The following is an 18,294-nucleotide window of genomic DNA, read 5'->3' as shown; positions in this document are numbered from 1 at the left end:
GCCTCTTTCTGTCTTCGATGTTTCCGGTCAGTCGGTCGATGACGGTCTGTCGGGCCGTTCGTCGCGGCGTCCACGCGTTTCGCTGGAACCCTGACTGCCCGCAGGGCCACGGCGAGCCCCGGGTGTCCGTCCCTTCGGCGTTCCGACCACGCCGTCAGGATTACCTACGGGACGGCCGGGGGCCTGTCCCGTGCCTGTCGACGAATTCGGGGCTCCGATCACTCCACGCCGACCGGGCCTCTCCCCTGTGGCGGGCGAGGCGGGCGTTCCTTCACGACCGACGACCGTGCCACGCGGCACCCGGGAACCGTTGACGCCAGGGGTGGCTCCGGTGGCGGGCTTTCCGCCGATCACTCCGTCGGTCGTGCGCCCAGCGCCGGTGCGTCCGGGGGCTGCCCGTCCAGGGTTCGTGGCGCCTGAGCCACTGACTGGCCCGCGTGGCGTACCGCCGACCTGCCTGGCCGCAGGCCCAGCGTTCTTCGGTGCACCACCGACCACGCCCCGCCCGACGGGACCAGCAGCACGGCCGCCTGCCTGTCCAGTCGCTGCAGCGCGGCCCATGGGCCCCACGGGACCGGTACCTGTACGCCCCGCCGGAATGCGGCCCTGAACGCCCCCGGCGCGCCCCTGCACCGAAGCGGGAGCCTTGCTTCCCGGCATGCCGCCGAAGCCAGAGGTACGCCCGGTAGCTCCCCGCACGGGAGGAGGCGTCCCAATGGGGGCGAAGGGGGGAGGAGTTCCGCCAGCAGTCACATTGGGGCCCGTCGTCGACGGCGGTGTGACGGGCGTCGGCTTCAAGGTCTCCTGCGGCGGCAAGGTACCGACGCTGTCGATCTCCGTACCGATGTGACGCTCCGGAGATGTGACGGCCTCGTCCACGGCCTTGTGCGACGGCAACTGTTCGCCGGGATGTGAGGGTCCAATCCCGGTGGCCGACGTGCTCGTGTGCGCGCGGTCTGAATTGTTCGAGTTCGAGGCCGAAAGTGATCCCTGGCCGGCGCCCGGTTCAACCGGAAGTTGATAGCCCGGCGGCGGCTCCGGCACCCCCACGTCCGGCATCTTGGGGAACACCGGTTCCTCCGCCAGCGACATCATCCCGCTCGACACCGTGTAGAACGACGCCAGCCGGTACATCTGGTTGATGGCTTCCTGGCGGTGGTTCTCCGCAGTGACCGCCGCGGTGTACTCGTCGTTGCTGTCGACCCGCTTCGTCTCGGGGATCTTGTCGAGCGGCTTGGGGTCGGTGCGGTTGTCGCGCGGGGGCATGGACTTGCGTACGGAGGCGAGGCCGGAGCTCGCCGCCATGATCTGCGTGCCCACCTCGTCGGCGTAGCCGGCGAGCGCGAGGGCGGTGGTGGTGAGGTCCATGCCCCAGGTGTAGAAGGCGGTGTGCGCCTCGCCCTCCCAGTCGACCTGGCCGAGGTTGCGGCTGAGCTCGTCGGCGGCGTCGTTGATGGCGTTCCGGGCGTCCACCAGGGCCTTGCCCGCGCTCTCCAGGGCCTCCGGGTCCGCCGACTCGACGATGTCGATCATCTGGTTGAGCTCGTAGTGCTCGAAGCTGGTCGTGCCGAACCCACCAGGGCTGCCCGGCGCGGCGAGGTGGAGCACCGCCGCCTTGTTCACGGCGTCGTCGACGCCGGTGTTCTGCTGGGCCGCGTCCTGACGTTCCGCCTGGTATTCGTCGGGCTTCTTGTCGCCGCTCATCAGTACCCCGCGTCAGTGTGGTCGGCGTCGTTGTCGCGCTTGATCTCCTCGTGCAGCATCTCGTCGCGGTCCTGGTTGACCTCGGACCGGATCTCGTGGAACCGGTAGCGGAGGTCGTCGTCGAGGTTGTCGAAGGTGACGTCCACGCCGTGCACGGCGATCTGCATCGCCTCCAGCTGGAGAACCAGCGACTTGGAGAGCGTCGTGATGCGTTCGTGAACGCGCTCGTACTCCAGGTGGAGCGCCTTCGCTTCCGGGAAGTTCCCCGTGCCGAAAGCGGATTCCGTCAGGCGGTGAGCCGCGACCTTGGACGAGCCGCCCGCCGAGCCCTCGAAGGCGGTCAGCAGGTCGTCCACACGCTTCTTGAAGGTCGAAAGCGCCATCAGACCACGCCGTACGTCGGCGGCACCCCCGCCCATGTCTGCAGGAAGCACGAAGCTTTCCCTCCCCGTTGTCCGCTGCCGTCCTGAGCAGCCCACGCCTCTCAAGTGTTCATGACCGCAACACGACCACTCTAGTGACTTCCACTGACAGCCCCAACTGCCATATGCAACGAGTGTGCTGCGAACCGGCCGCACTGTGCGGGGAGTTCACGGCGCGTCAGGGACGGTGCCGCCGGTCCGAGGGGGGCGCTCGGCGCCTACCCTTCCTCCGCCCCCGCGACCCTGCGCGCCCGTCGACGCGCGTCCCTGATCGCCACCGCCGTGCCGCTGAGGCCCGCGACGAGGACCGCCGCGGCCACGGCCACGTAGGTGGCGAGGCGGGTGTTGCGTTCGTCGGGGGTCTCGCCGGCGTGGAACTCGGCGGCCGTCGGGGCCTCGGCCCTTGCGAGGGTCTCCGGGGTCGGGGTCTCGACGGGCCGGTCGTCCTCGGTGAGGGCGCGGACGGGGTCGACGACGCCCCAGCCGACCAGGCGGTCGTGACCGGCGATGGTGCGTTCCGCGGTCTGTTCGATCTGGGCGACGACCTCACGGGCCGTCCAGTCCGGGTGCCTGGCCTTGATCAGCGCCGCGACGCCCGCGACGTACGGCGCCGAGAAGCTCGTCCCGTTGTCGGAGCAGTGGCCGCCCTGGGGCACCGTGGAGATCATGTCGACGCCGGGGGCGGCGACGCCGACGAAGTCGCCGGACTGGGAGAAGGAGGCGCGTTCGTTGTTGCGGTCGGAAGCGGCGACGGCCAGGACGCCCGGATAGGAGGCGGGGTAGGTCTTCTTGACGTTGCCGCCCAGGCCGTCGTTGCCGGCGGAGGCCACGACCACGATCTTCCGGGCCAGCGCCTCGTCGACGGCCCGTTCCAGGTCGGACGACGGCTTCACCGCGTCGGACGTGTCCTGGGAGATGTTGATGACGTCGGCCCTGGCCTGGACGGCGTACCGGATCGCGGTGGCCAGGGTGTCCGTCGTGCCGTGGCCCTCCGCGTCGTTCTGCTGGACGGGGATGATCGTCGCCTCGGGTGCCAGGCCCACGAAGCCGGTGCCGTCGACCGGACGGGCGGCGATGATGCCGGCGACCTTGGTGCCGTGGCCGACGGTGTCCGTCGTGCCGTTCTCCTTGCCCCGCTCGACGGGGTCGCCGTTGTCGTCCTTGAGGTTCTTCGGGAGCAGGTTGCGGCCGGCCTTGACGTCGACCGCGGCGGCCAGCTGCGGGTTCTTCACGTCCACGCCGGTGTCGATGACGGCCACCCGGACGTTCTTCCCCTTGGACCGGCTCCACAGTTCGTCCAGCTGGACGCGCTGCAGTGACCAGGGGCGGCCCGGGTACAGGCCGTTGGGGAACTGGCACTGGTCCGAGTAGGGCAGCTTGTCCGCGGCGGCCGCGGGGGGTGCGAGGACCGTGGCCGTCGTGAGCAGGGCCGCGGCCGCCACCAGTGTCGTACGAAGCACGCTCGCCCTCCTTCTCACGAGCCCTGCGGCTGGCGGGCTGCCGCCGTCGACAGGCGCGGGCCGGTGGGAAGGAACTCCGACCACGCGGCGGGGATCGGCGCGGGGTCCACGTCCTTGTAGCCGAGCAGGGTCTGGGCCTGCCGGGCCTCCTGCCGGCGCTGCTCGCGCTGCTCGGCGGTGGTGCCGATGCCCGCGTCGTCCGTGGCGCTGTCGCCGTTGGACTGCAGCACGTAGCGCAGGCCCGTGTCGGTGACCAGGAACACCGGTCCCGCCTTGGTCTCCTCGCCCTGGAACTGGCGGTAGAGCTGGCCGGAGCCCGGCGTGACGTAGGCGCTGGAGGATCCGGTGGCAAGCTTCTGGGGGAAGTCGGTGCCCGCCCAGGTGCTCAGGGTGGTGGCGCCCGAGCCGGCGTCCACGGCGCGCAGGACGGAGCAGATGGTGCTGCGGCTGCCCTGGGCCGCCGACGCCTCGTTGACCGGGACCGGGTCCTCGGACGGCCAGCGGTGCCCGGTGCCGAAGGCCTTGCCCGGCACGATCGCGCCGGGACTGACCTCGCGTGCGTGACCGGCCTGGCCGAGCGGGGCCAGGTCCTCGCTGAACAGCAGGAGCTGGGCGACGAACGCGGAGACGGGGGCGACCCGGCCGGGCAGCACGACGTAGTACTGCTCGGAGTTGTTGTCGAACGCCTTGAGCACCATGCCGACCCTGTCGGTGGCGTCGTCCAGCTGGCCCGGGGCGCCGGCCTGGTCGCCCGGCTCGCCCTCGACGGCCGGGAAGGTGATCGGGTCGCCCCGGTGCAGGGTGGCCAGCCACTCCGCGGAGACCCGCTGGGGCTTGCGGTGGGAGCCGACGACGGCGCGCAGCAGCAGTTCGTCGGTCTTGTCGAGGGGGTACGCCCGCCCGGCCGCGTCCACGACGTAGCGCTGGTCGTCGGGGTCAGCGACGTACAGCAGCTGACCGCCGGTCAGGCGCTCCTTGCCCTCGGTCCGTTCGATGTCCTGGGCCGAGAGGATCAGCGCGGCCTTCTGTACGGAGTCGCCGCCCGCGCTCGGGCGCTCGCAGACCGCCCAGCGCTTGGTCCTGCCGGCCTCGGCCGCCGAGGGCAGGCGGTCCGGGGCGTACGGGATGCCGATGGTGACCCCGTGCGGGATCTTCCCGTTGTCGAGAACGGACTCGGCGACGGTGACGACGTCCCCCTGGTCGGCGTCGAGGAGCAGCTTCGCGGAGGCCATGTTGAGGACCGGGTGGAGCTGGGTCTCCCCGCCGGTCTTCAGCACCACGTACCGGGTGGTCGACTTGCTGGCGATGATCACCTTGGCGCCCGGCTCGTCCCAGCCCTGCGGCGCGGCCGGTTTGAACATGCCCCACGCCCCGAACACGGCCATGACGACCACCCCGACGACGATGCCGGGGAGGACCGAACGCAGCGGCCGCGGTGCGCCCTCGTCCGAACCGTCGGGTGACGACTGCAGAAAGGCCGCGAGCATACGGCGCTTCGCGAAGGTGTAGGCATTGAGCTGATCGCGCCGGGATGCCATCTGTCTTTGTCTCTCCCCGTTTTCCGTCCTGGCCGCACTCGCGGGGCCGCAGCGCCCCGCCCCCCGATGTCAGAGCGGCCCCCTACTATGCCTGGTATCGGTGGGGGTCGGCGGAGCGGGTAGGGTTCCTGCGCCGTCAAGTGCCCTGTGCGGTGCTGGAATGCGGCCGAGTCGTGAGCAGAACGGGGGGGATGGAGTGAGGGCTTCGGGAACGCGCGAACGCTCCGGTGACCGGTCACGGACGCGGCGCTCCCCAGCGTCCCCGCCGGAGGCGTCGCAGCGGCCCGCGACACCGGGCGCGCTCCATCTGAAGGCGCGTTCGGGGCAGGCCGGGGCATTCCGGCTGCAACGCCTCGTGCTGTGGGAGATCGCGGCGGCCGTGCTGCTCGTCGGCTGGGTGATCGGCCCGGTGGCCCTGGCGGTCGCCGGTGTGGTCGCCGTCGTGGTGGTGGCGCTGTCCGTCGCCCGGCGCCGCGGCCGTTCCCTCCCGGAATGGCTGGCCACGGCACGGGCGTTGAAGACGCGACAGCGACTGGCCGCGAAGTTCGAGATACCGCCCGGCACCGAACCCGGTTTCGGACCCGCCCTGGAATGCGATCCGAGCCTGCGGACCTATGCCTACGGCGGCCGTGACCGCAGGCCTGTCGGAATCGTCGGGGACGGCACGTTCGTCACGGCGGTCCTCCAGGTCGAGGCGGACGCGACGGCGCTGCGCGCCGACCGCAACCGGCAGCCGCTGCCGCTCTCGCTGGTGCGCGACGCGCTCGACGTGGACGGGATCCGCCTGGAGTCCGCGCAGATCGTGCTGCACACCCAGCCCGCGCCCGCCCTGCACCTGCCCCCGCAGTCGGTGGCCGTGACCAACTACGCGCCGCTGCAGGAGCAGACGGGCGCGCCCGCGGTCCGCATCACCTGGATCGCGCTGAAGCTGGACCCCGAACTGTGTCCGGAGGCCGTGGCCGCCCGCGGCGGTGGTCTCGTCGGAGCGCAGAAGTGTGTTGTACGGGCCGCCGACCACCTGGCGAGCCGGCTGACCGGCGCCGGGTTCCGTGCGACCGTCCTCGACGAGGAGCAGCTGACGGCGGCGCTCGCCACCTCGGCCTGTGCCAACCCGCTGGTGACGGCGGAGGCCGGGCGGACCGGGGCCTTGGAGCGGCGGACCGAGGAGTCCGGCCGCAGCTGGCGGTGCGACAACCGACGGCACACGACGTACTGGCTGCGCCGGTGGCCCGCGCTGGGGGGAGCCAACGCGCCCTCGCTGCCGCAGTTCATCGCCCTGGTGACGGCGGTCCCCGCGCTCGCCACGACGTTCAGTGTCACCCTCGCCCGCGGGGAGCGGCAGGACGTGTCCCTCTCCGCGCACCTCAGGGTGACCGGGCGCAGCGACGACGAACTGGTGGCGACCCGGCGGGCGGTGCAGGGCGCGGCCCGGCACGCCGGTGCGGGGCTGGCCCGCCTCGACCGGGAACAGGTGCCCGGCGTCCTGGCCACGCTGCCCCTCGGAGGAGTCAGGTGACGACGACAGGGGCGGCCACCGCTCCCGGCGGCCCGGAGCGCCCCGCACCCCGGCGGGGAGACCGCTCCCTGCGCACCGGCTTCGGCCTGCTCGGCCCGCGCCACGGCCGGCACCAGGTGACGGCCGGCCAACTGGACGCGCTCGCGCTGCCCATCGGGGACGACGGTGTCGTCGTCGGGGTCGACACCGAGGGGCGGCCGGCCGTGCTCGGGCTCAACCGGCCGACGCCGTACGACGTCGTCCTCATCGGCGGTCTGTGGACCGCGCAGGTCCTCGCCCTCAGAGCGGCGGCGACCGGGGCGCGCGTGGCCGTGGAGACGGGGCGGCCGCAGGCCTGGGTGCAGATGGTGCACGCGATGGGCGGCGGGCAGAACGGGCTCGCGGTGTACGAGGTCGGCCGGGTGCCCCCGCAGGGCGCCTCGGCGGGTACGCCGGTGCTGGTGGTGCGGGACTGCGGGATGCGTCCGCCGCGCGGGCGGGTCGCGTCCGGTCCCTGGCAGTCCGTGCTGACCCTGCTGCCGTACCTCAGCCCGGTCGCGCCGCGCCTGATACGGCAGGCCCGGCTGGTCGGCGTGCAGCGGATCTCGCCCGACGAAGCCGCCGAGGTGGGCCGTGCGTTGGCGCTGCCCCGGGAGCATGTGGAGGCGCTGCCCACGTTGGTGGACGGCTTCACGCTGTGGTGCGCCGACCGCGACCGGCAGTACGTGATGACGCAGCCGACGGACGCGGAGATCGGGCTGCTGGGCACGCCTCGGCGTATGGACTGACGGGGCCGCGGAGCCTTTCACAGCCTTTGTCGGCTTCTGAGAGTGGGCGGGCCTGCCGGGGCGGGGCATCTGATGATTAGGCTGGTGTGGGGCGCGGTGCCGGAAACCATGGGGTGGGTGTCGACGTCCCCGGGGAGGGCCGGTGCGTGGGACGACCTCGGACGGCCTCGAAACCACTGCGTACGACGAGACATGGTCGCGCCCCGGCACGGCACAGGCGTGCATGAGGGTGCTCGACCACACCAGGAGGAATTGTGAGCAGCGATCGGGACGGGACGCGCGGGGGCTGGGCCACACCCGGCGATGACCAGCCCGACGCGGAATCCGCCATCGAGATGACGGGCGAGTTCACCATCGACTACGCGCCGCCCGCTTGGTACACGCAGAACGCGGGCGGGGGTCCGGCGGCGGGCGCGGGAGGGGGCTCGGGCGCGGCACCTCCGCCGGGACCGCCGGCACCCGTTCCGGCTCCGGCTCCGGATCCGGATCCTCAGATTCCGAACCCTCAGGCTCCGGCGGCTCCGGCCCCGCAGGCTCCGGCTTTCGTTCCGCCACCGGCGCCGGCTCCGGCTCCCGCCCCCACTCCTCACGTTCCGGCTCCTCACGTTCCGGCTCCGCCGGGTGTGCCGGGTGTGCCCGGGATGCCCGGGGTTCCGGCCACCGCGGCGCCCGCGAACGCCGTGCCCGCGGCGCCGTACGCACCGCCGGTCCCTCCCCACGCCACGCCGCCGGCCGCTCCCGCGCCGTTCGCTCCCCCTCCCGCGCCGCCCGCTCCGTTCGCGCCGTTCGCGCCTCCGACGGGGGAGCCCGTCGCCGTGCCCGGGCTTCCGGCGAACGGCGGGTTCCAGCCGCAGCAGCCTCAGCCGCCGCAGGCCGAGACGCCGGCGCCGGCCGCTGCGCCGAACCCGGCCGCTGCGCCGGACCCGGCCGCCGATGAGGGGCCTTCCGAGAGCGGGGACCTGGAGAGCGGCGCCACGATGCGCTTCTCACCGGTCGCCCTCAAGCGCCAGATCGCCGAACAGACCGGCCCGGCAGAGGCCGAGGGCGCGGAGGCGGACGGGCAGCCGGCCGATGAAGCCGCCGCGGTCGCGGAGGAGGAGACCGACGGGGCCGCCGAGGCCGCGGCCCCCGACGGTTCGGCCGACGACGGTGCCACCGACGCCGAGGCGGACACCTCCGGTGAGGCGGTGGCTCAGGACGCCGACGCCCCGACGGACCCCGAGTCCGAGGGCACCGCCGCTGAGGAACCGGCGGCTCAGCACGACTCCGCCGACGCACCCGACTCCGCCGAGGCACCCGAGCCCTCGGAGCCCGCCGAGTCGTCGGACACCGCCGCTTCGCAGGACGGGACGCCTCAACCCCCGGTCGCCGCCGCGCCGCCCGCCTGGGCTCCGCCGCCGGTCCCGCAGGGTGGGTTGCCACCGTTGCCGCCGTCGTACGAGCCCGCGGCTCCCGCACCGGCGGCCGAGTGGCCGGCCCAGCCGCAGCCGCAGCAGGCGGACCCCGCGGCAGCCCAGCAGCCGCCCGTCGCGCCGCCCGTCCAGCCGCAGACGGCACCCGACGCGCCGGGTCCCGAGGCGCCCCCGGCTCCGCCGCAGCCCGCGTACGGCTTCCCGCAGCCCCCAGCGGCCGCCCCGGCACCCGCACCAGAACCGGCACCCGCACCGGAACCGGCACCGCAGCCGCCCGCCGCTCCCCAGCCGGGCTACGGATTCCCGCAGCCCCCGGCTCCCGACGCCCAGGGCGGTTACGGCTTCCCGCAGCCCCCCGCGCCCCACGCGCAGGGCGGTTACGGCTTCCCGCAGCCCCCCGCCCCCAACACGCCCGGCGCGTACGGCTTCCCGCAGCCGCCCGCCCCGCAGGCACCGCAGCAGCCGCACCCGAGCCCGGCGGCGGACGCCCAGGGAGTTCCGCAGGGCTTCCCGGGGCAGCCGCCGCACGGAGCCGCCCCGCACGGGCCCCAGGCGCCCGGTCCCTCCCCGGCGCCCGCCCCGGACCCCGCTCAGGCCGGACAAGCCCCGCACGCCCCGCACGCCCCGCAGCAGCCCGTCGACCCCCGGGCCGGTGCCGCCTGGCCGCAGGCGATCCAGCACGACCAGCGGCAGCCGGTCAACCCCGGTGCCGCGCCGCTGGGTTACACGGCGGCCGTGGAGCTGTCCTCGGACCGGCTGCTCAACAACAAGAAGCAGAAGGCGAAGAGCGGTCGGCCCACCGCCTCCGCCTCCCGCTTCAAGCTCGGCGGGAAGAAGGAGGAGGCCGAGCGGCAGCGCAAGCTGGAGCTGATCCGCACGCCGGTGCTGTCCTGCTACCGGATCGCGGTCATCAGTCTCAAGGGCGGCGTGGGCAAGACCACGACGACCACCGCGCTCGGCTCCACCCTCGCCATCGAGCGCCAGGACAAGATCCTCGCGATCGACGCCAATCCGGACGCCGGTACGCTCGGCCGCCGGGTGCGCCGCGAGACCGGGGCCACCATCCGTGACCTCGTCCAGGCGATCCCGTACCTCAACTCGTACATGGACATCCGGCGGTTCACCTCCCAGGCCCCCTCCGGCCTGGAGATCATCGCCAACGACGTCGACCCGGCGGTCTCCACGACCTTCAACGACGAGGACTACCGGCGCGCGATCGACGTGCTCGGCAAGCAGTACCCGGTCATCCTCACCGACTCGGGCACGGGCCTGCTCTACAGCGCGATGCGCGGGGTGCTGGACCTCGCCGACCAGCTCATCATCATCTCGACGCCGTCGGTCGACGGTGCGAGCAGCGCCAGTACGACGCTGGACTGGCTGTCCGCGCACGGGTACGCCGAGCTGGTCTCGCGGTCCATCACCGTCATCTCCGGGGTGCGCGAGACCGGCAAGATGATCAAGGTCGAGGACATCGTGTCGCACTTCGAGACGCGGTGCCGCGGCGTGGTCGTCGTGCCCTTCGACGAGCATCTCGCCGCCGGCGCCGAGGTCGACCTCGACATGATGCGGCCGAAGGTGCGGGAGGCGTACTTCAACCTGGCGGCGATGGTCGCGGAGGACTTCGTCCGCCATCAGCAGATGCACGGCCTGTGGACCAGCGACGGCAACCCGCCGCCGATCGCGGCTCCGCCGATGCCGGGCCGGCCCATGCCGGGCCAGCCGTATCCCGGTCAGCCCGGACCGGGACAGCCCGGAGCGGGTCACCCCGGAGCAGCACAGCCCCACCCCGGCCAGCCGTACCCGGGTCAGCCCTACCCGGGTCAGCCCTACCCGGGTCAGCCGTACCCGGGTCAGCCGTACCCGCCGCAGGCTGGACAGGCGTACGGGCAGCCGCAGCCCCCCGCGCCGCAGCCGGGCCAGCCGTACCCGCCGCAGGCGCAGGCGCAGGCAGGACAGCCCGGGCAGCCCTACCCGCCCCAGGGTCAGCCGTATCCGCCGCAGCCGGGTCAGCCCCAGCCGGCGGCCGGTTACGGCTACCCCCAGCCGCCCCAGCCGCCGCCGGGCTACGGCTACCCGCAGCCGCCGCAGGCCCCCGTCCCGCCGCAGCAGGACGGCGGCCAGGCACCGCCCCCGCCGCCCCCGCAGCAGTAACGGCGACGGCGGAGCGGCCCCGCTGCCGAGCGCGTGCGGCCATGAACGAAGGGCGGCCGGTGTCCGAGGACACCGGCCGCCCTTCGGCCGTTCACAGAGCCGTCGTCGGCTACTCCGACGCCGCGCTCACCAGCTCGCGGCAGCGCTGCACGTCCCGGCCCATCTGCTCCAGCAGCCCCTCCAGCGACTCGAACTTCGCCTGGCCGCGCACGAAGGCGAGGAAGTCCACGGCGACGTGCAGGCCGTACAGGTCGAGGCCGACGCGGTCGATGGCGTACGCCTCGACCGTGCGCTCGGTGCCGTCGAACTGCGGGTTGGTGCCGACGGAGATCGCGGCGGGCATCGCCTCGCCGCCCGCGTGCAGCCAGCCCGCGTAGACGCCGTCGGCCGGGATCGCGGTGTGCGGCAGCGTCTCGACGTTGGCGGTCGGGAAGCCGAGCTCGCGGCCCCGCTGGGCGCCGCGCACCACGACGCCCTCCACGCGGTGCGGCCGGCCCAGGATCTCCGCCGCGCCCGCGACATCGCCCTCGGCGACCAGGCGCCGGGTGAGGGTCGAGGAGAACGGCTCGCCGCCGCCTGCCTCCCCGCACACGAACAGGTCGACGACCTCGACCTCGAAGTCGTAGACCTTGCCCTGCTCGGCGAGGAACTCGACGTTCCCGGCGGCCCGGTGGCCGAAGCGGAAGTTCGGGCCCTCGACGACGGCCCTGGCGTGCAGCTTGTCGACCAGGACCTTCACGACGAACTCGGCCGGGGACAGCTTCGAGAACTCGGTCGTGAAGGGGAGGATCAGAACCGCGTCGACGCCCAGGTCGGCCATCAGCTCGGCGCGGCGGTGGTGCGGGGCGAGCAGCGGCGGGTGGCTGCCGGGGCGGACGACCTCGCTCGGGTGGGGGTCGAAGGTGACGACGACGGAGGGGACGCCCAGCTCTCGGGCGCGGTCCACGGCGTGCCGGATGATCAGCTGGTGCCCGCGGTGGACCCCGTCGTAAGAGCCGATGGTGACGACGCTGCGTCCCCAGTCCTCGGGGATGTCCTCCAAGCCACGCCAGCGCTGCACTGTGACCGCTCCTCGAACCCGTGTCCGTATGTTCCGTTGCCTCTTGCGCAGGTCTAAGGGTGCCATGCCGGGTGCTTCCCGCCCGCATCGGCATGGAGGCTGTGACTCGGCCCACGTGCGCCGGAGGGGAATCCACGGCCCCGGGCGCGTGCTCGGCCCCCGGCCCATGCCCGGAGCCGGGCGCACCCGCGTGCACGGGGGCCACATGCCCGGCCCCGGGCGCACCGCCGCACACGAGCACGTGCCCGGACCCAGCACACCCCCCCACACGGGCACATGCCGGACCCGGACGCGCGCTCGGCCCCGGGCTCACCCCTCCACACGGGCACATGCCCCACCCCAGGCACCCCCCTCCGCACGCGCACATGCCCGGACCCAGGGCGCGTCTGCGTCCCGGGCGCCTGCGCACGCCCCGGCGCCCCGCCAGTCACGCCAGTCACGCGGGTCACGCGGGTCACGCGGGTCACGCGGGCACCCGCACCCCCGCGAGGTCCTCCAGCATGCGGCGCGTCCCGGGGGCGATCACCGCGGCCCAGTCCTGCGGTGCCTCGGTGAGCCAGCCGGCCAGCTGCGCGGCGAAGCCCGGGACCTGCCGTGCCAGCTCGACCAGGCCGCGGTCGAAGCGGGTGGCGCCGTCGGGGGTGCGGGCCATGAGCTGCCCGGTGCGGTGGACGAGCGCGCGCAGCTCCGCTCCGCCGCGCTGCGGGACCGCGTGCAGCACCGCGTCCAGAACGGCGGGCGCGTGCTCCTGCGCCAGCAGGAGATCCAGCAGTTCGCGCCGGAGCGGACGTGAGTCCGGGGTGCCGGGGGCGAGCAGCACGCCGGCCAGCGCGGCTCGTACCCGCTCGGGGCCGCTGCTGTCGAGCAGGCCTGTGACCAGCGGGAAGAGCACGGCACGGACGGCCGGACCCTGGTCCAGGCGCCGGTCGACGTACGCGGCCACGTCACCGGCGGTCTCCGGCCGCCGTGCCACCGCGTCCCGCACGAGGGCGGCGACCCGCCGGGCGAGTCCGGGCGGGGTGGCATCGGCGAGCGCGCGCAGGATGCCGTCCGCCCCGGACTCCCCGGGGCTGCCCAGCCGGGCCCGGACGGCGTCCAGGACCGGCTCGGGATGCGTGGCGAGCGCGGTGAACAGCGCCGTGGGCGGCAGGTGCGGATCGGCCGCCGCGAACCGCTCCAGCGCCCGGGGCAGATGGCGGGCCCGGCTTTCGGGGTCGTGGACGAGGAGGGCGAGCGCGCCGCCGTGCAGGGGGGAGTCGGCGGGGCGGGCGAGCAGGGTGAGGGCGGCGTGGCGCAGCAGCGCCCGGTCGGTCTCGGTCGTCACCTGGGGCGCGGCGCGCAGACCGTACGTCACCGCCGAGGCCCGCCGGGCGGGCCGCTCGTCGCGCGCCCACCGGTCGACGGCCCGGCACAGCGCGGACGGCTCGTCCTCCGCCAGCACGGCGAGCAGTTCGTCCGCCCGGCGGTGCTCGCAGCCGACGAGGACCTCGGTGAGGTCGTCCGGCGCCCGGTGCCGGTGCGTGTGCAGCAGTGCCTGTGCGGCCGTCGCCACCGTGGCGTGCGGGGCCGCGGGCAGCGGCCGGTCGTCGTCGAACCAGCGGGTGAGACACGGCTGTACGGCGGTGGCGTCGGCGGCGAGGAGACGGGCGACGGCGTCGAGATGACGGGGGGCGCCGAGGTCGTCCGGCGGCCCGTCGGCGAGGACCAGCCGGCGCAGCAGGTCCAGGCGGAGCTCGGCCGGGAGGGCGAGCCGCGTCCAGAAGCCGGGTCCGAACTCGGGGCGCCGGACCGCCCGTTCACCTCCCGCCGCGATCAGGTCGGCCAGCAGGCGCAGCACTCCGGCGTACGGGGTCGCGTCCGGGACGCGCGGCAGGGTCTCGGCGAGCAGCCGGGCGGCCCACCAGGAGGAGGGGTCGGCCTCCAGGGCCCGGGTCAGCTCCTCCAGCCGGACGAGGAGGTGGGCCATGCCCTGCCTGCGGGCGAGGTGGAGCAGGGCCTGGACGACGGGGCCGATGCGGTGGTGCGGGACGGGGAGCGGGTGGTCGCCTCCGGGGGTGCGCCGGTGGACCAGGGCGCGCAGGGCGCCGTCCAGGTCGAGGTGGAGGCCCTGGATCCAGTCGGCGAGTTCCTCGTGGGCGAAGCGGTAGCCGCTGCCGGCGGGCACCAGGAGTCCTTCGGTGAGGACGGCGGACGCCCAGCCGGTGCCGCCGCCGAGGCGGGCGGGCGCCGGGCCCCGGGGGAACAGCGCCTCGAACGACGCCCGGTCCAGTTCGCCCTGTCCCGGCCCGAGACTGCGGCGGGCGGCCTCGTGCACCTGGCCGGAGACCTTGGCCGCGAGCCGGCGCACTGCCGTGCCGCACAGGCCGTTCTCGGCGGCGAGACGGACCGCGACACGCAGGCACATCAGGTCGAGGTGGGCGGACAGGACGTCGTCGCGGTCGACCGGGGTGGCCGAGGGGGCGGCGGGCAGGGCGGCGGGCTGGGCGGCGCGGATCTCGGAGAGGAGCCGCAGGGTGAGGGGGTGCCGGGCGTCGGGGCCGGTGAGCGCGGTGCCGGGAACGTCGTGCCGGGCACGGGCCTCGCGGGCTTCTCGCGGGGTGAGGTCGCCGAGCGGGACGCAGGGCGGGAGCGCACCGGGCGGGGTCCCCCCGCCGGGTTCCCGGCCGTCGTGCAGCATCTCGGGCGGGAACCCGGTGCCCGCCTCCTCCCAGTACTCGGCCCGGCACGCCACCGTCAGCCGCGCCCCCGTCTCCCGCAGCCACCGCGCCGTGCCCTCGGTCCAGTGGGCCGTGCGGTGGGCGAGGGCGGGCGGCATCTCCTCGGGGCCGTCGAGCAGCAGGAGCAGCGGGCGGCCGGCGGCGTGCGCGAGGCGGGCCAGGCGGTCGGGGCCGAGGTCGCCGAGGGCGGCGGGGCTCACTCCGGCCGAGGCCGCCACGATGCGGGCCGCCCGGGTCAGCGCCCGGCGGACCGCGTCGGCGACCGAGTCGTCCTCGTCCCTCAGATCGGCGCCGCGCAGCCACAGGGTGGGAGCGGGTTCCGGGCCCCGGCCGCGGCGGGCGGCGAGGGCCGCGAGTTCCGTCGTACGGCCGCTGCCCGGTGCGCCGACGAGGCCGAGCACGGCCGCATGGCCGGTGAGGAAGGCGGCGAACTCCCTTGCTGTGCGCGCGCGTTCGACCGGTTCCACGGCTCCGGCGCCGGGTCCGCCCGCACAGCCGGAGAGGGCGCCGGGCGGGCCGTCCGCGCTCACCGCGGCCGCGGTGAGTTCCAGGACTCCGGCGAGGTTGAGGTCGGCGCCGTACGCGGGCACGGTCGCCGCGTTGCGGGCGAGCAGGCCGGCCAGCGGGCCCGCGGCGGCGGGACGCAGGGGTACGGCGAAGCCGGCGTCGCGGTCGCCGGACCGGAGGGCGGTGCCCAGGACGGCGACGACGGCACCGGTCCCGGCGTCGAGCACCGGTCCCCCGGCCGCGCCGCCGCCCGCCCGCAGCGCGTCCCGGCCGGCCGTGCCGATCGCCAGCTCCAGGGCGCCGTCGACGAGGTGGGGGCGGCCCGGGGCGGGGTACGTCACCTGCGTCGCGCCCAGCACCCGGGCCTCGCGCCAGCAGCCCGCGGCCAGCCGGACGTACGTACCGGTCCCGATGTGCTCCCGGACGGTGACGGGGAGCGGGTCCAGGCCGAGGCCTTCGGTGCGGACGAGGGCCAGGTCCAGCTCCGGCAGCGGGGTGACCGCGTCCGCGGTGACGGCGCAGCCGCGGTCGCCGGCGCCGTACAGGACGAGGCGGGGCAGGCCGTCGACGGCCTCGTGGCTGGTGACGACCGTGCCGAGGTGGTCGGCGACGAAGCCGGTGCCGCGCGGACGTCCCTCGACATCGCGGATGCGGACGAGGGAGGCGTCGGGGTGGGCGGGGCCCGGAAGGGCGCTCGGGGCGACACGGCCAGAGGCACCGGGGGCGGGGTGGGCGGCGCCGGGCGCTTCGGTGGGTGCGCGGTGTCCGTCGTCGGTCCGCGGGCCCCGTCCCGCCATCGTGGTACCTCCCCGCCGTGCCCGTGTGTCCTCAGGCTCGACGGTAGGCGCGCGGTGATCAAGAAAACAGGTACCGGGGCGAACGCGCCCCCCTGCGCTCCCTCGGTTCACTCCGAGCGCCTGGCCGGACGGGTGAATGAACTGGGGGCGCTGGATACACCCTAGGGGTGGGGGGAACCGAGGGGGGACCGTGGAGCGGCGGGGCGATGGACCACCCCGTGTCCGCCGCTCCACGGGCACTGCGCGGGCCGGGGCGGCTCAGCTCAGCACGGCCAGGCTCCTGGCCTTGCCCTTCTGCTCCTCCACCAGGGCCAGGAAGCGGCCCTCCGGGTCGAAGACGGCGACGGGGCCGGCGCCCGCGTACTCCTCGGGCATCTCCAGGCGGACGCCGTTGGTGAGCAGCCGGGCCCGCTTGGCGTCCACGTCCCAGCGCGGGAAGGCGGCCGCGGCGGCGTCGGCGATCGGCATCACGCTCAGCTCCTGCTGGAGCTGGTCCAGCGTCCTGGCGGAGTCCAGCTTGTACGGGCCGACGCGGGTGCGGCGCAGGGCGGTGAGGTGGCCGCCGACACCGAGGTCGGCACCCAGGTCGCGGGCGAGGGCACGGATGTAGGTGCCGGAGGAGCAGACGACGGAGACGACCAGGTCCAGGACGGGCGTGCCGTCCTCGGCCACGGCGTCCCGGACGTCGTACACGGCGAAGGAGGAGACGGTCACCGGGCGGGCCGGGATCTCGAAGTCCTCGCCCTCCCTGGCCCGCTTGTACGAGCGCACGCCGTCGATCTTGATGGCGCTGACCTTGGACGGCACCTGCATGATGTCGCCGCTGAGCTTGGCGATCCCGGCGTCGACGGCGTCCCGGGTGATCCGGGAGGCGTCGACGGAGGCGGTGATCTCGCCCTCGGCGTCGTCCGTCAGGGTCGTCTGGCCGAGGCGGATGGTGCCGAGGTACTCCTTCTCGGTGAGGGCGAGGTGCCCGAGGAGCTTGGTCGCCTTCTCCACGCCGAGGACGAGGACGCCCGTGGCCATGGGGTCGAGCGTGCCGGCGTGACCGACGCGGCGGGTCCTGGCGATCCCCCGCATCTTGGCCACGACGTCATGGGAGGTGAAGCCCGACGGCTTGTCGACGATGACGAGGCCGTCGGGCGCGGTGGTCTTGCGGTTCATTCGGCGGTGTCGTCCGTCTCGTCGTCACCGGGCTTGCGGTACGGGTCGGCCTCGCCGGCGTACCCGGCGCCCGCGGACGCCTCGCGGACCTTCTCGTCGGCGGCACGCGCCTTGTCGAGGAGGTCGTCGATGGTGCGGGCGGTGTCCGGGAGGGCGTCGGCGACGAAGGCCAGGGTGGGCGTGAACTTCACGCCGGCGGCGCGGCCGACCTCGGAGCGCAGGATGCCCTTGGCGCTCTCCAGTCCGGCGGCGGCCGCCTTCCGCTCCTCGTCGTCCCCGTACACGGTGTAGAAGACGGTCGCCTCCCTCAGGTCACCGGTGACCCTGGTGTCCGTGATGGTGACGTGGGAGCCGAGCCGCGGGTCCTTGATCCCGCGCTGCAGCTTCTGCGCCACCACCTCTCGGATGAGGTCCGCCAGCCTCTTGGCGCGCGCGTTGTCGGCCACTGCTCCGTCTCCCGTTCTTCCTGCTTCGCTTGCTTTGTCTGCTGCTGTTCGGTTCTGCGGTCAGTCGTCTTCGCCGTGGAAGCGGCGTCTGACCGACAGCAGCTCCACTTCCGGGCGGCCGGCGACGAGCCGTTCGCACCGGTCCAGTACGTCGGTCAGGTGCTCCGCGTCACCGGAGACCACGGCGAGGCCTATCCGGGCCCTGCGGTGGAGATCCTGGTGGTCGACCTCGGCCGCGCTCACCGCGTACTTGCGCTGGAGCTCGGCGACGATGGGGCGGACGACGGAGCGCTTCTCCTTCAGCGACCGTACGTCGCCCAGGAGGAGGTCGAAGGACAGAGTCCCCACGTACATGTATCTGCCGGTTCACCCGCCGGTACGGGATCGATGACCCTGTCGGCCGTATGGGACAGGGGCATCAAGAACGGTACCCCGAACCCGCGGTCGGCTCGACGGGGTTTCGGCGCGGCCGTCCGGCGGGTGAGGACGAGGCCCCTCCGGGGCCGACGGCGGGGGTCCGGGGGCGGTAGCCCCCGGGACACGGCGCGGTGGCCGGGCCCCGGGGCCCCCCGCCCCCCCCCCCCCCCCCCCAAACACCCGGGGTGGGGCCCCCCCCCCCACCCCAACACGTAG

At 74.4% G+C, this 18,294-nt stretch carries 12 protein-coding genes; 3 read left to right on the top strand and 9 right to left on the bottom strand.

Annotation, left to right across the window (positions count from 1 at the left end):
• Nucleotides 1–27: 27 nt before the first annotated feature.
• The 4 genes from ACFY2L_RS32795 to eccB form a co-directional block, all read right to left on the bottom strand.
• Nucleotides 28–1,704 carry a hypothetical protein gene (locus ACFY2L_RS32795; RefSeq protein WP_390824167.1) on the bottom strand — a complete coding sequence of 559 codons (1,677 nt, stop codon included), beginning with the start codon at nucleotides 1,702–1,704 and terminating at the stop codon, nucleotides 28–30.
• Nucleotides 1,704–2,138, bottom strand: coding sequence for a hypothetical protein (locus tag ACFY2L_RS32790; protein WP_390824166.1), 435 nt, complete (start codon nucleotides 2,136–2,138; stop codon nucleotides 1,704–1,706). Before ACFY2L_RS32790 ends, ACFY2L_RS32795 begins: the two co-directional genes overlap by 1 nt.
• A gap of 206 nt (nucleotides 2,139–2,344) precedes the next feature.
• Nucleotides 2,345–3,586: a type VII secretion-associated serine protease mycosin gene (mycP, locus tag ACFY2L_RS32785; RefSeq protein ID WP_390662572.1), complete on the bottom strand. Its 1,242-nt coding sequence runs from the start codon at nucleotides 3,584–3,586 to the stop codon at nucleotides 2,345–2,347.
• A 14-nt stretch (nucleotides 3,587–3,600) separates the two neighbouring features.
• Nucleotides 3,601–5,124, bottom strand: coding sequence for a type VII secretion protein EccB (gene eccB / locus ACFY2L_RS32780; RefSeq protein ID WP_390824165.1), 1,524 nt, complete (start codon nucleotides 5,122–5,124; stop codon nucleotides 3,601–3,603).
• Nucleotides 5,125–5,284: 160 nt separating this feature from the next.
• Here eccB and eccE point away from each other — a divergent pair, with 160 nt between their 5' ends.
• From eccE to ACFY2L_RS32765, 3 genes are all read left to right on the top strand, one after another.
• Nucleotides 5,285–6,640, top strand: a complete 1,356-nt coding sequence (gene eccE / locus ACFY2L_RS32775) for a type VII secretion protein EccE (RefSeq protein ID WP_390824164.1) — start codon at nucleotides 5,285–5,287, stop codon at nucleotides 6,638–6,640.
• A complete protein-coding gene (locus tag ACFY2L_RS32770; protein ID WP_390824163.1) occupies nucleotides 6,637–7,407 on the top strand; it encodes a hypothetical protein in 771 nt (256 codons plus the stop codon). The genes eccE and ACFY2L_RS32770 overlap by 4 nt, the downstream gene beginning before the upstream one ends.
• Nucleotides 7,408–7,661: 254 nt before the next feature.
• The gene (locus tag ACFY2L_RS32765) at nucleotides 7,662–10,970 is read left to right on the top strand and encodes an SCO5717 family growth-regulating ATPase (protein ID WP_390824162.1); all 3,309 of its coding nucleotides are present in this window, start codon (nucleotides 7,662–7,664) and stop codon (nucleotides 10,968–10,970) included.
• Nucleotides 10,971–11,079: 109 nt separating this feature from the next.
• On the opposite strand, the gene ACFY2L_RS32760 is transcribed toward ACFY2L_RS32765, so the two are convergent.
• From ACFY2L_RS32760 to ACFY2L_RS32740, 5 genes are all read right to left on the bottom strand, one after another.
• Nucleotides 11,080–12,030, bottom strand: a complete 951-nt coding sequence (locus tag ACFY2L_RS32760) for a bifunctional riboflavin kinase/FAD synthetase (RefSeq protein WP_390662567.1) — start codon at nucleotides 12,028–12,030, stop codon at nucleotides 11,080–11,082.
• A gap of 463 nt (nucleotides 12,031–12,493) precedes the next feature.
• Entirely contained in the window at nucleotides 12,494–16,051 is a 3,558-nt protein-coding gene (locus ACFY2L_RS32755) for a trypsin-like peptidase domain-containing protein (protein ID WP_390824161.1), read from the bottom strand.
• A 258-nt stretch (nucleotides 16,052–16,309) separates the two neighbouring features.
• On the bottom strand, nucleotides 16,310–17,215 hold the full coding sequence (gene truB, locus ACFY2L_RS32750) for a tRNA pseudouridine(55) synthase TruB (RefSeq protein WP_390662565.1): 906 nt from the start codon (nucleotides 17,213–17,215) through the stop codon (nucleotides 16,310–16,312).
• Nucleotides 17,212–17,661 (bottom strand): 30S ribosome-binding factor RbfA, encoded by a 450-nt coding sequence (gene rbfA / locus ACFY2L_RS32745; protein WP_390662564.1) that lies wholly within the window; start codon nucleotides 17,659–17,661, stop codon nucleotides 17,212–17,214. The genes truB and rbfA overlap by 4 nt, the downstream gene beginning before the upstream one ends.
• A 60-nt stretch (nucleotides 17,662–17,721) precedes the next feature.
• A complete protein-coding gene (locus ACFY2L_RS32740) occupies nucleotides 17,722–18,015 on the bottom strand; it encodes a DUF503 domain-containing protein (protein ID WP_390662563.1) in 294 nt (97 codons plus the stop codon).
• Nucleotides 18,016–18,294: the final 279 nt, after the last annotated feature.

It is taken from the genome of Streptomyces sp. NPDC001381, assembly GCF_042895685.1.
Taxonomy (GTDB): Bacteria; Actinomycetota; Actinomycetes; order Streptomycetales; family Streptomycetaceae; genus Streptomyces.
Note: the sequence above shows the minus strand (reverse complement) of the source record. Positions and strands in the feature narration are given on the sequence as shown.